Origin of the sequence: Aestuariimicrobium ganziense, from assembly GCF_015352975.1 — a bacterium.
Lineage (GTDB): Bacteria > Actinomycetota > Actinomycetes > Propionibacteriales > Propionibacteriaceae > Aestuariimicrobium > Aestuariimicrobium ganziense.
The window spans coordinates 32,071-47,398 of the sequence record NZ_JACYIZ010000009.1; the positions used below are offsets into that span (position 1 = coordinate 32,071).

General features: G+C 69.4%; 13 protein-coding genes. 8 read left to right on the forward strand and 5 right to left on the reverse strand.

What is annotated here, in order from left to right:
- Positions 1-37: 37 nt before the first annotated feature.
- The 6 genes from IE660_RS14365 to IE660_RS14390 all read left to right on the forward strand — a co-directional run bounded on the left by IE660_RS14365 (position 38) and on the right by IE660_RS14390 (position 8,088).
- On the forward strand, positions 38-1,753 hold the full coding sequence (locus tag IE660_RS14365) for an ABC transporter substrate-binding protein (RefSeq protein WP_203569069.1): 1,716 nt from the start codon (positions 38-40) through the stop codon (positions 1,751-1,753).
- 62 nt (positions 1,754-1,815) lie between these two features.
- Complete coding sequence (locus tag IE660_RS14370) at positions 1,816-2,940, forward strand: ABC transporter ATP-binding protein (protein WP_207731141.1); 1,125 nt, start codon at positions 1,816-1,818, stop codon at positions 2,938-2,940.
- Positions 2,937-4,148 (forward strand): ABC transporter ATP-binding protein, encoded by a 1,212-nt coding sequence (locus IE660_RS14375; RefSeq protein WP_328701972.1) that lies wholly within the window; start codon positions 2,937-2,939, stop codon positions 4,146-4,148. Before IE660_RS14370 ends, IE660_RS14375 begins: the two co-directional genes overlap by 4 nt.
- Positions 4,145-5,890, forward strand: coding sequence for a glycoside hydrolase family 35 protein (locus IE660_RS14380; RefSeq protein WP_203569070.1), 1,746 nt, complete (start codon positions 4,145-4,147; stop codon positions 5,888-5,890). Before IE660_RS14375 ends, IE660_RS14380 begins: the two co-directional genes overlap by 4 nt.
- A complete protein-coding gene (locus tag IE660_RS14385; RefSeq protein WP_328701973.1) occupies positions 5,887-7,083 on the forward strand; it encodes a Gfo/Idh/MocA family protein in 1,197 nt (398 codons plus the stop codon). Before IE660_RS14380 ends, IE660_RS14385 begins: the two co-directional genes overlap by 4 nt.
- A gap of 3 nt (positions 7,084-7,086) precedes the next feature.
- Positions 7,087-8,088, forward strand: a complete 1,002-nt coding sequence (locus IE660_RS14390; protein ID WP_203569071.1) for a LacI family DNA-binding transcriptional regulator — start codon at positions 7,087-7,089, stop codon at positions 8,086-8,088.
- Between the two features lie 64 nt (positions 8,089-8,152).
- On the opposite strand, the gene IE660_RS14395 is transcribed toward IE660_RS14390, so the two are convergent.
- Both IE660_RS14395 and IE660_RS14400 read right to left on the reverse strand, forming a co-directional pair.
- A complete protein-coding gene (locus tag IE660_RS14395) occupies positions 8,153-8,767 on the reverse strand; it encodes a superoxide dismutase (protein ID WP_203569072.1) in 615 nt (204 codons plus the stop codon).
- A 110-nt stretch (positions 8,768-8,877) separates the two neighbouring features.
- A complete protein-coding gene (locus IE660_RS14400) occupies positions 8,878-9,357 on the reverse strand; it encodes a hypothetical protein (RefSeq protein WP_203569073.1) in 480 nt (159 codons plus the stop codon).
- Between the two features lie 135 nt (positions 9,358-9,492).
- On the opposite strand from IE660_RS14400, the gene IE660_RS14405 reads away from it, so the two are divergent.
- Together IE660_RS14405 and IE660_RS14410 are read left to right on the forward strand one after the other, a co-directional pair.
- The gene (locus IE660_RS14405; protein WP_203569156.1) at positions 9,493-10,248 is read left to right on the forward strand and encodes an ABC transporter ATP-binding protein; all 756 of its coding nucleotides are present in this window, start codon (positions 9,493-9,495) and stop codon (positions 10,246-10,248) included.
- Positions 10,218-11,837, forward strand: coding sequence for a hypothetical protein (locus tag IE660_RS14410; protein WP_203569074.1), 1,620 nt, complete (start codon positions 10,218-10,220; stop codon positions 11,835-11,837). The genes IE660_RS14405 and IE660_RS14410 overlap by 31 nt, the downstream gene beginning before the upstream one ends.
- A 42-nt stretch (positions 11,838-11,879) precedes the next feature.
- On the opposite strand, the gene IE660_RS14415 is transcribed toward IE660_RS14410, so the two are convergent.
- The 3 genes from IE660_RS14415 to IE660_RS14425 are packed head-to-tail and all read right to left on the reverse strand — an operon-like array spanning position 11,880 to position 15,320.
- Complete coding sequence (locus IE660_RS14415) at positions 11,880-12,683, reverse strand: ECF transporter S component family protein (RefSeq protein WP_328701974.1); 804 nt, start codon at positions 12,681-12,683, stop codon at positions 11,880-11,882.
- Positions 12,676-14,268 (reverse strand): ABC transporter ATP-binding protein, encoded by a 1,593-nt coding sequence (locus IE660_RS14420; protein ID WP_203569075.1) that lies wholly within the window; start codon positions 14,266-14,268, stop codon positions 12,676-12,678. The genes IE660_RS14415 and IE660_RS14420 overlap by 8 nt, the downstream gene beginning before the upstream one ends.
- The gene (locus tag IE660_RS14425; protein ID WP_328701975.1) at positions 14,265-15,320 is read right to left on the reverse strand and encodes an energy-coupling factor transporter transmembrane component T; all 1,056 of its coding nucleotides are present in this window, start codon (positions 15,318-15,320) and stop codon (positions 14,265-14,267) included. The genes IE660_RS14420 and IE660_RS14425 overlap by 4 nt, the downstream gene beginning before the upstream one ends.
- Between the last annotated feature and the right edge of the window lie 8 nt (positions 15,321-15,328).

The following is a 15,328-nucleotide window of genomic DNA, read 5'->3' on the forward strand; positions in this document are numbered from 1 at the left end:
CCGTCCACGTCCTGTGGCCCCACCAGAAGGAAGACACATGTTCACCAGCCCCCTCAGCAGGCGATCGCTGTTCCTCGCCTCTGCCGCCGTGACCGGCGCCGCCGCCCTGGCCGGCTGCAGCTTCGACAAGGGCGAGAGCCCGCAGACCACCACCAACGGTTCAGGCAGCGCCTCGAGCGGCGGCAAGACCTACACGATCGACACCTACAACCTCAACGTGTTCGGGCCTCGTCCCAGCTTCGTCAACAACTTCTCCCCGGCCTCCCCGGCCGAGGGCGTGGTCGGAACCGGCTTCCTCTACGAGGCGATGCTGTGGAGCGACCGGATCAACGGCAACGAGCTCAAGCCGTGGCTGGCCAGCGAGTTCAGTTTCGACCGTCCGGCCTCCAAGGTGACCATGAAGCTGCGCGACGACGCCACCTGGTCAGACGGCAAACCGATCACCGCCGACGACGTGGTCTACACCGTGATGGAGATGCCCGAGCAGGCCGAGCAGCAGAAGGCCAAGGGCGAGACCTTCGACTACACCGCCAAGAAGGTCGACGACCTCACCATCGAGTTCACCTGGCCCAACGACAAGACCCCGATCGAGGGCGACCGCGTGGTGGGCAACCTTCGTCCCAAGCCCAAGCACATCTTCTCCGAGCAGAACCTGGCCACCTTCACCAACAACTCCAACCCGGTCACCTCGACCCCGCTGACCCTGGAGCGGTTCACTCCGCAGCAGGTCACCTTCGCGGTGCGCGACGACCACTTCATCGGCGAGATCCCACACGTCAAGAAGGTCAACTGGGTGACCTACGGGTCCGAGGACGTGGCACGCAACCTGCTGCTGCAGGGCAAGATGGACCTGGCCACGATCTCGCTGCAGAACCCGCAGGCCACCTTCGAGAGCCGCGGCGAGGGCAACAAGTACTGGACGGTCTACGCCAACAACGCCGAGAGCATCATCTTCAACACCGCCCGGGCCCCGTTCAACGACCGGGCCGTGCGCAAGGCGATCTACGCTGCGATCGACAGCGACAAGCTGCACGCGCTGTTCGACATCGGCCTCCCCTCGATCAGCCCGACCGGGCTCGACCCGGCGGTGTGGGGTGACCAGGTCAAGTCCGACCTGACCGAGCCTCACAAGCCCGACATCGAGGCCGCCAAGAAGCTGCTCGCCGACGCCGGCTGGACGATCAGCGGCGGCAACCTCACCAAGGACGGCAAGAGCCACCCGCTCACCTACAAGGTCGTGGCCAACTACACCAACTGGGCCACCTGGTCCGACGGCATCAAGGCCCAGCTCAAGGAGGCCCTCGGCCTGGACATCAAGGTGCTCAAGATCCCCGAGGAGCAGCTGTTCGACCAGGTCGACAAGGGTGAGTACGACTTCAGCATGAGCTGGGCCGCCTCCGGCACCCACATGGCGCAGGTCTACGCCGGCATGCACTCCAAGGGCATCGCCCCGATGGGTGAGGCCGGTGCCAACACCGGACGGATCAAGGATCCCGAGCTCGACAAGCTGCTCGACGCCGCCGCGGCCGAACTCGACGAGGCCAAGCTCAAGGACATCGGGCACCAGCTGCAGCAGCGGGTCGTCGACGAGTGCTACATCGGTCCGGTCAACCCGGGCGCGAGCTTCATCGAGGTGTCCGGCGCCAACTGGACCGGCTACGCCGACAAGCTCGAGGGCGATGTCGCCGTGCCGCTGATGTACGGCACTGCCGACACCTGGCGCACCCTGCAGACCGTGGTGCCCAAGCGCTGACGCCGACCGGTGTCGGCCTCCCGCCAACACCGACCACCCCCGAGGGACGCGAGGAGACCCCGATGAGCCGACGTGACGTGGGCGAAGTCCTGCTCGAGGTCAAGGACCTCACCGTTGACTACCTGACCCTCAAGGGCGCCGTGCGCGCCGTCGACACCGCGAACTTCACGCTGCGCCGAGGAGAGATCCTCGGCGTGGCGGGGGAGTCCGGATCAGGCAAGTCCACGCTCACGACGGCCATCCTGCGGCTCCAGCGGCCCCCGGCGGTGACGGCGGGCGGCCAGGTCATCTACCACCACCGCGACGGTGCGGCCACCGACCTGGTGCCCCGCACCGACAAGGAACTGCGCAGCATCCGCTGGGACCAACTGGCGATCGTCATGCAGAGCGCCATGGACGCGCTCAACCCGGTCAAGCGACTGGGCGAGCAGTTCCGCGACGTGCTGCAACTGCACAACCCGAAGATGTCGAAGGACGAGTCCAACACCCGCGCCCAGGACCTGCTGGCCATGTCGGGCATCCCGCGCGACCGAGTGAACTCCTACCCTCACGAGATGAGCGGTGGCATGCGGCAGCGATCGCTGATCTCGCTGGCGCTGGCCTGCGACCCCGACCTGGTGATCATGGACGAGCCGACCACCGCGGTCGACGTGGTCATGCAGCGCACCATCATGAGCCAGGTGCTGCGGCTGCAGCGTCGGCTGGGCTTCGCGATCATCTTCGTCACCCACGACCTGTCGCTGCTGCTGGAACTGTCCGACCGGCTGGCGATCATGTACGCCGGCAAGATCGTCGAGATCGGCCCGGCCAGCGAGCTCTACGCCACCCCGCGCCACCCCTACACTGCGGCGCTGCGTGACTCGTTCCCACCGCTGTTCGCCCCGCTCAAGGTGATGAGCGGCATCCCCGGGGCGGCGCCTGACCTGATGGACCTGCCGCCGGGCTGCGCGTTCGCGCCCCGCTGCCCCAGGGCGATGCCGATCTGCCACGAGCAGGAACCTGCCTTCATCGAGGTGGCACCGGCGGTCAGGGCGGCCTGCCTGCTCAACCAGCCCGAGGTCGTGGCCGGCCAGCCCACCATCGGCGCCAGCCTGCCGGTCGCCGGTGAGGCGCCTTCGTCGGACGATCCGGAAGAGGCCTCACTCGCCCTCGACACCACACCCCGAGACCCAGGAGGTTGGTCGTGACCACCGCCGCGAACACCCAGCCGCCTGCCCGCCGGCGCGACGACGCCCGCGACGACGTCGTGCTCGAGGCACGCGACGTCACCAAGCACTTCGAGGTGCGCAGCAAGCAGGGCACCCGGGTGGTGCGCGCCGTCGAGGGCGTCGACCTGCAGTTGCACCGCGGCGAGATCGTCGCCATGGTGGGCGAGTCCGGCTCGGGCAAGACCACCGTCGCACGCATGCTCTCGCTGTACTACCCAGTCACCTCCGGAGAGATCCTGCTGCAGGGTCGTCCGGTGAAGTCGGTGTGGGGCAAGGCCGCCAAGGACTACTACGCCCAGGTTCAGTTGCTCTTCCAGGACCCGTTCGCCTCGCTGAACTCACTGAAGTCGATCCGCCACATCCTGGGACGCGCGGTCAAGATCCACCAGCCCCGGCTGGGCAAGCGCGAGGTAGAGCAGAAGGTGCTCGGTCTGCTCGAGAAGGTGGCCCTGCTGCCGGCCGAGCAGTACATCGACAAGTTCCCCCACGAACTGTCCGGCGGCCAGCGCCAGCGGATCGTCATCGCCCGCGCCCTCGCCGTCGAACCACAGGTGATGCTGGGCGACGAACCGATCTCGATGCTCGACGTTTCGATCCGGCTCGACGTGCTCAACCTGCTCACCCGGCTGCGCGACGAGGACGGCGTGGCCCTGCTCTACATCACCCACGACATCGCCTCGGCCCGCTACATCGCCGACCGGATCAACGTGATGTACGCCGGCGAGATGGTCGAGGGCGGCCCCAGTGAGTCGGTGATCCACACCCCGCAGCACCCCTACACCCGGCTGCTGCTCGACTCCTCACCCAACCCCGACCGCGGCATTGAGTCCGACCAGGGGTCGCTGTTCGACGAGGTCGGTGACCTGGGTGAGCCACCCTCGCTGATCGAGCCGCCCCGAGGCTGCCGGTTCAACCCGCGCTGCCCGTTCGCGATGGAGATCTGCACCACCGACAAGCCCGAACGTACCGAGGTGTCGCCCGGGCACTGGGCACGCTGCCATTTGCACACCGTGGGCGGTGCCGAGCAGTTGCGGGCTGAGAGGATTCAGTTCGGGGTTCCGGTCGAGCAGGTCGAGGCGGAGCTGGCCGCCGTCACCGGTGACGACGAGCCGCACGCCGACGTCGAGACCTCGACCGTCGCCCTGGAGTCCCAGACCACCGACCGCATCGGAGGCCCGCAACCGTGACCACCATCGAACCGACGGACCAGGGTTTCCAGCGACACGGCGAACCCCACCTGATCATCTCCGGGGCCGTCCACTACTTCCGGGTGCACCCCGACGACTGGGCCCACCGGCTGGGCCTGCTGGCGGCGATGGGCTGCAACACCGTCGAGACCTACGTGGTCTGGAACTTCCACGCCCCCGACCCCGACACCATCGACTTCACCGGTTGGCGCGACCTCAGCCGCTTCCTCACCCTGGCGCAGGAGGCCGGGCTGGACGCGATCGTTCGGCCCGGTCCCTACGTCTGTGCCGAGTGGGAGGCCGGCGGCTTTCCCGGCTGGTTGCTGGCCGATCCCAGCATGCGGCTGCGGGTGCGCGACGAGCGCTACGAGGCCCACGTCGAACGCTGGTTCGACGCCCTGATCCCGGTGGTCGCCGTGCACCAGGCCGACCGCGGCGGCAATGTCGTCATGGTGCAGGTCGAGAACGAGTACGGCAGCTTCGGCGACGACACCGCCCACCTGGAATGGCTCCGCGACGGCCTGGTCGCCCGCGGCATCACCGAACTGCTCGTCACCAGCGACGGCCCCGGACACCAGTGGCTGTCCGGTGGCACCGTCGACGGTGCGACCCCCACGGTCAACTTCGGCTCGCGCACGGCTGAGGTGGTCGACATGTGCGGTCGCGAACTGCCCGGTCAACCGATGATGTGCATGGAGTTCTGGCACGGCTGGTTCGACCACTGGGGCGAACAGCACCACACCCGTGACGCGGCCGAGGCGGCCGGCGAGCTCGACACCATGCTGTCGAACCGGATGAGCGTCAACTTCTACATGGGCCACGGCGGCACCAACTTCGAGCTGTGGAACGGGGCCAACCACGACGGCACCCGCATCCAGCCCACGGTCACCAGCTACGACTACGACGCCCCGATCAGCGAGGACGGTCGTCCCACCGCCAAGTTCCATGCGTTCCGCGAGGTGATCGCCAAGCACCGTGACCTGCCTGAGCTCGTCCTGCCCCCCGAGCCTGCCCGCCTGTTGGGGCGACAGCTGGAGTTCAGCGCGCTGGGCAGCCTGCAGGACACCGCGCTGTGGACCCGCGAGCCCGAGCACGACCTGCCGCACCCGCCCACGTTCGAGGCTCTGGGCCTGCACGGTGGCTTCGTCCAGCTCTCACGCACGGTTGGGCTGCTCGACCAGGAGTACCCGCTGCGGTTCCACGAGCTGCACGACCGCGCCCACACCTACCTCGACGGTGAACCGCTCGGCTCGGTGAACAGCTGGGACGAGAGCGTTGCCACCAACCTGCCCGGCGGGCGGCGCGACGCCGCGCTCGAGGTGCTGGTCGAGAGCCTGGGCCGGATCAACTTCGGCCCCAGGCTGGGCGAGGGCAAGGGGGTGCGCGGGCTCTGGTACGGCATGCGGTTCCTCAACGGCTGGCAGGTGCGCACCTGGCCGCTGGACCGGATGGGCGACGACTTGGCCGCCGAGACCCCGGCGACGCACCGCCGGCTGCCGCTGCTGGGCCAGGTCGACCTCGAGGTGGACGAGCCGGGTGTCGGCTTCATCGACACCTCCGGTCTGGGGCAGGGATACTGCTGGGTCAACGGGTTCCTGGTCGGTCGCTACTGGTCGATCGGGCCTGGCTCCACCCTCCACGTGCCCGCCGGGCTGTGGCGCGGGGGCACCAACCGGATCACGATCCTGGAGCTCGAGAACGACAAGCCGGTCATCGGGCTCGCCGACGAGCCCCGGCTGTGACCGCAGGAGAGGTGGACATGATGGACGACCTACGGATCGGCGTGATCGGCTACGGCATGCGCGGCGGCCTGTCCAAGCACGCGCACACCCCGGGTCAGGGGTCGCGGGTGACCGTGGTCGCCGAGCCGACCCAGCGTGGCAAGGACGACGCCCGCAAGGCCCTGGGCGACGACATCGTCCTTGTCGACGGAGTCGACGAGATGCTCGGGCGCGACGACGTCGACGCGGTGATGGTGCTCACCCCCGACCATGCACACGCGTCAGTGGCGCTCAAGACCTTGGCTGGGGGACTGCCCACCTTCGTCGAGAAGCCGATGGGCATCACCATCGAGCAGTGCGACCAGATGCTCGCAGCGGCGATGACCCACCGCACCCGGCTCTACATCGGCCACAACATGCGTCACATGCCGGTGGTGCGCCAGATGAAGCAGATCATCGACTCCGGCGAGATCGGCCGGGTCAGGGCGGTCTGGACCCGCCACTTCGTCGGCACTGGGGGCGACTTCTACTTCAAGGACTGGCACGCCGAACGAGCCAGGACCACCAGCCTGCTGCTGCAGAAGGGCGCCCACGACATCGACGTCATCCACTGGCTGGCCGGTGGCTACACCCGGCGGGTGAGCGGAGTGGGCGACCTGATGGTCTACGGCGACATCACCGACCGGCGCGACAACTCCGACCGGCGGATGTGGGACTGGTACAGCACCGACAACTGGCCGCCCACCGCCCAGACCGAACTGAACCCGGTGATTGACGTCGAAGACATCTCGATGCTGCAGATGCAGCTCGACAACGGCGTGCTGGCCAGCTACGAGCAGTGCCATTTCGCTCCCGACTACTGGCGCAACTACACCGTGATCGGCGATGCCGGCCGGATCGAGAACATGGGCGACGGCGGTGGCGAGCAGATCCACGTGTGGACCTCGCGGCGCGGTGGCCCTGGTCGGCCCGACCGGGTCGAAGTGATCGACCGCGGCGACGGGGGACACGCCGGCGCCGACCCCAACCTGGTGGCCGAGTTCGTCCGCTTCGCCCGCGAGGGTGGACGCACCGACGTGTCGGCGGTGGCTGCCCGTGAGGCGGTGGCGACCGGTTGTCGTGGCACCGACTCGATCCGCTCGGGTGGTGGGGTGCTCGAGGTGCCGATGCTGGACGACCGGACCCGGGAGTGGTTCGACTCCGGGCAGGGCTGAGCGATGGCGAGCCGGCGGACGACGCTGTCCGACGTGGCCAGGCGTGCCGGGGTGTCGGTGGCAACCGCCTCCTTCGTCCTCGCCGGTCGCGACGGACGACCTGCCGGTTCCCCCGAGACCCGCCGCAGGGTGCAGCAGGCTGCTGCCGAGCTCGGCTACATCCCCAACGAGTACGCCCGTGCGATGCGCACCGGGCGCACTGGTGCGATCGCGCTGGCGCTGGGCGCCCCCCGCGACCCCTGGACCCACGAGCTGTCGGCGGTGGTCAGCGAGCACGCGCAGCAGGCTGGGCTTACCACCGTGGCCCTGGTGGACGAGTCCTGGTACGAGTTCCTACAGGGCCGCGCCTTCGACGCCTCGTTCGTCACCGGCGCGGACGCGACCGCCGACGGGTTGGAGCAGGTCGCTGACCTGGCGCGGCGCGGGCAGCACCTGGTGGTGTTCTCGGAGTTCGTCGAGGCGGCCCACCACGACGTGATCAGCTCCGGTGCCGGCCCGGCGGTGCACATGGCCCACGCAGCCCTTCGGACCCGCCATGCCAAGGTGCACTTCCTGGGCACCAGGCTCGACCGCCAGTACGAGCCGCCGGTGGTCACCCGCCTCGAGCGCTTCCTGAACTCGGCTGCCGAACACGGCGATGACCCCCATGGCCTGCTGCGCGACGTTCCGGCAACCATGGGCGCGGCCCGGCTGGCCGCCCTGGACTGGCTTCGTTCGGACCAGCGCCCCACCGCCGTGGTGGCGCAGACCGGCTACCTCGCGCTGGCCCTGCAGGCGGCGGCGGTGCAGGCCGGCATGAGCATGCCTGATGACCTCGAGATCATCTCGATCGGTGACATTCCGCAGGCGAGTTCGCTGTTCGGGCCGATCAGCTACTACGGCGCCGCCGAGGTGTTCCAGGTGGTGGCCGAGATCACGGTGCAGCGTGCGCTCAACCCGCATGCGCCGTACACCAAGACCGTGCTGACCTGGCGTTACCACCCCGGCGAGACCACCTGGGAGTGAGAACCCCCGCGACGGCTCGGCGCCCCGACCCTTGCGGATCGGGGCGCCGAGCGGGGGTCTGCGATCAGATCAGGCCCTTGACCTCACGGGCCTTGGTGAAGCGCTCGGTCACGTCGTTCCAGTTGACGACGTTCCACCACGCCTTGACGTAGTCGGCCTTCACGTTCTTGTACTGCAGGTAGTAGGCGTGCTCCCACATGTCGAGCTGCAGCACCGGCACCTGGCCGGCGGGCAGGTTGCCCTGCTGGTCGAACAGCTGGTTGAGGTTGAGGCGGCCGCCCAGCAGGTCCCAGACGAGGATCGCCCAGCCCGAACCCTGAACGCCCTTGGCGACCTCGTCGAACTGGTTCTGGAAGCCCTCGAAGCTGCCGAAGTACTCATCGATCGCGGCGGCGATCTCGCCCTCGGGCTTGCCGCCACCGTCGGGCGACATGTTCTTCCAGAACACCGAGTGGTTCACGTGGCCACCCAGGTGGAAGGCCAGGTCCTTCTCGAGCTTGTTGATCGGGCCGAACTCGCCCTTCTCGCGGGCCTCGGCCAGCTTCTCCAGCGCGGTGTTCGCGCCGTCGACGTACGTCTTGTGGTGCTTGCTGTGGTGCAGCTCCATGATCTCTGGAGCGATGTGCGGAGCCAGGGCACCGTAGTCGTAGTCGAGGTCGGGCAGCGTGTACACAGCCATGGATTCACCTTTCGATGTGCGGGTCTGACTCGTCCATTCGAGCACAGACGCTCTCGTCGGGGGCAACAACGGCCTCGATCCACCCATTCCCGTCCGTGCAGACGGGTTGTTCAGGCGAACAGGTCGAGCACCGGCTGCACGGCTTGGGTGACCTCGTCCTCCTGGCGCTGCGACCCACACCCACCCCACACCTGGAACAGCACGTTGCCCTGGTGGCTCGCAGTGATGCCGACGCCGGCCCCCCCGGTGCAGGCAGGGCTCGGTTCGACGCCTGCGAACCGGTTGACCCGCCTGGACACCTCCATCCAGGTCTCGAACGGCACCTCGACCGTGCGATCCGGCTTGTCCTGCTCCGACAACGTGGCCGACTCCTTGCCGATCACCAACCGGTGCCGGGGCTTGGGAGGGCGGACGACGGTCGGCGGCCAGTACACGTGGACGACCTGGTCGAGCGCCAGGATCGGTGGGCCGGGGTCCTCGGGCCCCTCGTCCTCACCGGGGAGGAACCGCGCACAACCCGCACCGAGCCCCAGCGCGCCAGTCGCTGCCAGCCCCAGCAGGGTCAGGCTCGTGCGTCGTGTCAGTGCCATGCCTCCATGGTGCTGCGTGAGGGGTTCGTCCACCAGGTCGAATCCGGCTGGAAGTCGGTCAGGACTGGCCCAAATGCATGCCCGGCGACCCGCCGACAGCGGCAGACTGGGCCCGTGACCGTACCCGCACTGCAGATGATCAACCTCACCAAGGCCTTCGGCCCGAAGGTCGCCGTCGACAACCTGTCCTTGGCCGTCCCCGCGGGCTGCCTGTTCGGTCTGGTCGGCCCCAACGGCGCCGGCAAGACCACCAGCCTGTCGATGGCCACTGGACTGCTTCGTCCCGACCAGGGGCAGGTGAGAGTCTGGGGCCACGACGTGTGGAGCGACCCGGTGGCGGCCAAGGCCAGGATGGGCGTGCTGCCCGACGGCCTTCGACTGTTCGACCGGTTGTCGGGACGCGAACTGCTGGCCTTCGTCGGCAAGATGCGCCAGGTGCCGCCGGCCGAGGTGGCCCAGCGCACCGACGCACTGCTCGGGGCACTCGGCCTGACCGCTGACGCCGACACCCTGGTCTGCGACTACTCCGCCGGCATGACCAAGAAGATCGGCCTGGCCTGCGCGCTCGTCCACAACCCACAACTGCTGGTGCTGGACGAGCCGTTCGAGGCCGTCGACCCGGTGTCCGGTCAGGCGATCCGGGCGATCCTGCACCAGTTCGTCGCCGGTGGCGGCACCGTGGTGATGAGCTCGCACGTGATGGAACTGGTCGAGTCACTGTGCCAGGCCGTCGCCGTGATCTCGCACGGACGAGTGCTCGCCGTCGGCAACATCGACCAGGTCAAGCAGGGCATGAGCCTGCAGGACCGCTTCATCCAGTTGGTCGGTGGACCCGCACTCGCCGGAGGGGAGGGCCTGTCGTGGTTGGGACACTCGTCGGCCTCCAGCTGAAGCTGTTCGGGCGCGACGTCCGCGGCAACACCGGCAAGATCATCGCGCTGATCTTCGGCGGGCTCTACCTGGCCGGTGCCACCTTCGCAGCGATCGCCGGGCAGTGGGCACTGCGCACCAGCAGCGTGGAGCTTCGTGGCGCTGTGCTGACCGTCGGGTTTGCGATGGTGACCCTGCTCTGGCCGTTCCTCACCCTGCTGGTCTCCGGTGTCGACCAGACCCTCGACCCGGGCCGGTTCGCGCTCTTCCCGGTCAGGGCACGGACCTTGATGCCGGGGCTGCTGCTGGCCACGTTCACCACGCTGGGCGGCTTCGCCACCGGCCTGATCGCGTTGGGGTCGCTGTTGACCTGGTCGACCTCGCCGCTGCTGTTCATCGCCGCGCTGGTCGCCGCCCCGATCGGGGCTGCCACCTGCGTGCTGCTGTCACGCGCGCTGGTCGCGGTGTTCGCCTCGGCGATCACCACCCGCAAGTTCCGCGACCTGGCCGCGATCACCCTGGGCCTGGTCGGTCTGGGCTTCGGCCTGGGGATACAGTTCGTGAGCAGGGGCTTCGACTCCTCGGGCATCGGCATCGTCGACCAGGTCAGCCGGATCGGCCGGGTGCTGGGATGGACGCCGGTCGGCTGGATCTGGTCGGTGCCCTGGGAGGTCGGTCACGCCAACTGGCTGGCCGCGCTGGCCAAGCTGGTGCTCGGGGTCGCGCTGGCTGCCGGGGCATGGCTGGTCTGGGAACGCAGCCTCGACAAGGCACTGGTGTCACCGCTCGAGAGCAGTGGCGAGGGCACCAAGGTCGGGGCCGCCTCGTGGGTCGACCGCATCGTGCCGGCCAGCCCTGCGGGCGCTGTCGCAGCACGCTCGCTGCGGTACTGGCGGCGTGACCCGCGCCACCTGCTGCTGATCGTCAGCATCATTGCCCTGCCGTTCCTGATGGCGGCCCCGATGTGGATCAATCGCGACGCCATGTTGGCCGACGGGGCCGACACCTGGTTGGGCAGTTCGATGCTGACCTTCCCGGTCTTCGGGTTCCTGCTGATGACCGGGCTGACCGTGGCTGGCGAGATCAACTACGACGGATCGGCGCTGTGGACCCAGATCAGCGCCGGCCTGCGCGGGCGTGACGACCGCTGGGGTCGGCTGCTGGCGCTGGGCGTGCTGCTGGTGCCGATCGCGGTGGCCACCATCGTCTTCTTCCTGGCCATCGGCGACCTGTGGCGCTACGCGCCCGGCCTGGTCGGGGCTTCGGTGATGGCGATCTGCGCCGGTGGTGCCGTCGGGTCGGTGGCGGGTGCTCTGTGGCAGTGGCCCACCCCGCCGCCGGGGCAGAACGCCTTCGCCAAGAGTTCTGGTGGCGGCATGCTGGCGATGGTGTCGAGCCTGGTCTGCATGATCGGGTCAGGCATCGTCGCCGCACCGACCCTGGCCCTGGCGCTGCTCAGCGGTGACCGGCCCGTGCTGGGCTGGGTGGCGCTGGTGCTGGGCCTGGTCGCCGGACCGCTGCTGGTCTGGGGTGGCGTGGTCTGGGGTGGGCGCATCCTCGACCGCACCTGGCCCGAGGTGCTCAAGCGGGTCACCTTCGAGAAGAGCTGATCCGCCGGGACGAGACGGTCGACCAGTGCGGCCGGGTCGGCTTCAGCCGAAGCTGGCCCGGCGTGCTGCCCGGCGCAGAATCCGCAGCAGGGCGGGTCCGAGCAGGATGACCAGGGCGGCCGTGGTCAGGGCTCGTCCGACGTTCCAGCCCATCGAGGTGGCCAGGTTGAACACCACGAACCGGTGCAGGTTGGCCAGGGTGCCGTCGGCCGGGTCGAAGCTGATGGTCGACTCACCACCCACCATGAACGGCCAGAACGAGAGATCCATCAGCCACCCGTAGACCACCGAGGCCAGGATCGCCCAGGCTGCCAGCAGGGCGATCTCGGCTCGTCCGCGCAGCCGTGGCAGCAGACCGGTCAGCAGGCCGACGAACCCGGCGGCCAGCATCTGGTGCGGCAGCCACGGGCCGACACCGGCGGTGATCAGGGCTGAGGCCAGCAGGCCGGTGTTGCCCAGCACGAACCCGAACCCCGGACCGAACACCCGGGCCGAGATGATGATCGGGAAGAACACGGTCTCGATGCCTGCGGTGCCTGCCCCCAAGGGACGCACGGCCGCCACCACCGCCGACATCACACCCAACATGGCCAGTGCCTTGACGTCGAGGTCATCTCCGGTGAGCTGGGCGACCACCACGGCCAGCACGACCGGCAGCACCAGCGCGAACAGCAGCGGCGCGAGGTCGTCCCCGGCCAACGTGGCCCCTGGGTCGAGCAGCAACGGCCAAGTGAAGGCGAGCGCGCCGAGCAGTGCCGCCACGGCGAGCAGCACCCGTGAGCGGGGCGACAGCCGCACCGCGTCCTGCCGGACGCCCGATCGAGGCAGCGCCGGGTTGTCAGCCACGGCGGCTCGCCACCTCGGCCGTGGTCAGCACCTGTTCGGGGTGGAACACCTTGGCCACCTGCGGAGCGAAGGCCGGTGAGGCGGTGCACACCTCGCGGGTGGGGCCATCAGCGATGACGTCACCCTCGGCCAGGATCACCGTGCGCTGCGAGGCATGGGCGGCGAACTCCACGTCGTGGGTGCTGACCACCACGCCATGTCCGCGGCTGGCCAGGTCAGCCAGGATGTCGGCCAGTTGCTGCTTCATCGGGTAGTCCAGGCCGCGGGTCGGCTCGTCCAGCAGGACGATCCGAGGCGAGGCTGCCAACTGGATCGCGAGCACCAGCGCCAGGCGCTGGCCCTCGGACAGGTCACGCGGATGCCGGTCGGGGACCAGGTCGGCACCCAACCGCCGCAGCAACCCCTCGGTGGTGCCGACCGGCTCTCCCGACTCGCGGTCGGACTGCTGGCACTCCAGGGCGACCGTGTGCAGGTGCAGCAGGTCGGCTGCAGTCTGCGGCACGAGCCCGACCAGTTCACGCGCCCGGGCGGGGGACAGCCGGCGCGGGTCATGACCGTCGACCTGGAGTGAACCGGTGCTGGGCTGTGCACCCTGCAGCGCCCAGAACAGGCTCGACTTGCCGGCGCCGTTGCGGCCCATCAGCGTGGTGACGCTTCCCGCGTGCAGGTCGAGGTTGATGCCGTCGACTGCGGTCAGGTCGCCATGGCGCACGGTGAGGCCGGTGGCACGTAGCAGGGGGGTGGGGCCGGCTGGCGTGGTGGGCACGGCCTCGGCGGCCGGTCGCAGCACGATCCGTTCCGCGGCGACCTTGCGGCGGGCCTGCCGCACTGACAGCGGCACCTCGTCCCAGCCGAGGGTGGCGGCCAGCTCGGCCAGCGGGGGGACGACGCTGGCGCGTCCCAGCACTTCGCTGGCGGCTCCCAGCACGGCCGAGCCGTCGCCGGGCAGCCACAGCACCTGGTCGGCGGCCTGCATCACCCGCTCCAGTCGGTGTTCGGCCAGCACGACGGTGAGTCCCAGGTCGTGCACCAGCGAGGTGATCGCGGCCAGCACGTCCTGGGCAGCGGTCGGGTCGAGGGCCGAGGTCGGCTCGTCCAGCACCAGTACCCGGGGCTGCGCAGCCAGCACCGCCGCGATCGCGACCCGCTGCTGCTGGCCGCCTGACAGGGTGACCAGGGCGCGGCGTCGCAGGTCGGCGATGTTCATCAGGTCGAGGGTCTCCTCGACGCGCTTGCGCATCGCGGTCGCCTCGACGCCCAACTGCTCCATGCCGTAGGCGATCTCGTCCTCGACGGTGTCGGTGACGAACCCGGCCAGCGGGTTCTGCCCGACGAAGCCGACCAGGTCGGCGAACTCGCGCGGTGGGTGCTGGCGGGTCGATCGTCCGTCGACGCGTACGTCGCCGGCCATGCTGGCGCCGGTGAAGTGCGGCACCAGCCCGTTGATCGCCCCGAGCAGGGTCGACTTGCCACTGCCGGTGGCGCCGACCAGCAGGCACAGGTCGCCGTCGTCGATGGTGAAGCTGACCCGGTCGAGCACCGGTTCGGTGCCATAGCCGATGGTGACGTCGTCGAACTGGATCATCGTCCACGCTCCGTCACCAGCACCGGCGCGGCCACCAGCGCCGCGGCGGGCAGGAACAGCGGGTGCAGCGATGGCCACACCGGCGGGGTGGTGGTGGGCTGCAGCACCGCCGGGTTCCAGCCCTGCAGCACCAGGACGACGATCAGCGCCGCCGTTGCCGCGGCGACGACGGCGGTCTCGCGCCAGGTCCAGCGGTCGGGCCGGTAACGGGTGGTCGAGAGCCGTCGTCCCGATCGCCTCAGCCCCAGCACGGCTGCCGCCACGCCGAGTGCCAGGCAGGCCAGTCCGGCCAGCCGGGAGTCGGGGACACCCAGCAGCAGGTAGCTGCCGAAGGTGACCAGCAGCACCGAGCCGACCAGCAGCAGGCTGAGCCCCGGACCCACTCGGCCGAGGTCGCGGGTGCGCCCGAAGCCGCGTGACTCCATGCTGGCGGCCAGTTGCATCGATCGCTCGACGGCGTCCTCCATCACGGGCACCAGCACGGCCGTTACCGCACGCCAGCCCTTGGCGGCGCCACCGCGAAGGCGGCGCGCCCGGCGCACCCGGTGCAGCGACTCGACCAGTTGGGGTGCCACCGACAGGGCAATCACCACCGCGACCGACAGTTCGTGCAGCGCTGCCGGCACGTTCTTCAAGGCCCGGCGTGGGTTGGCCAGGGCGTTGGCGGCCCCGACGCAGATGATGATCGCGGCCAGCCGCAGACCGTCGTAGAGGGCGAACAGCACACCGCTGAGGGTGACCGGTCCTCCGAGCCGGATGCCGGCGGCCCAGTCGGGCAGCCTCACCTCGGGCAGGGTGAACAGCACCGGTCCCTCGCGCAGGCCGCCGAAGAAGACCTGCATGGTCACCCGGATGGCCACGATGACCAGCGCGAGCACGAAGTAGGCGCCCACCGAGCGTGCCCATGGGGCATCGCTTCGGCGGGCGAGCACCACGAACGCGACGGCAGCCATCACCAGCACCACCAGCAATGGGTTGCGGGTGAGGCTGACCGTGGCTGCGGCGACCAACGCCCAGCCCCACCAGGCCCACGGGTGCGTGGGTGCGGTCACCGCTGCCA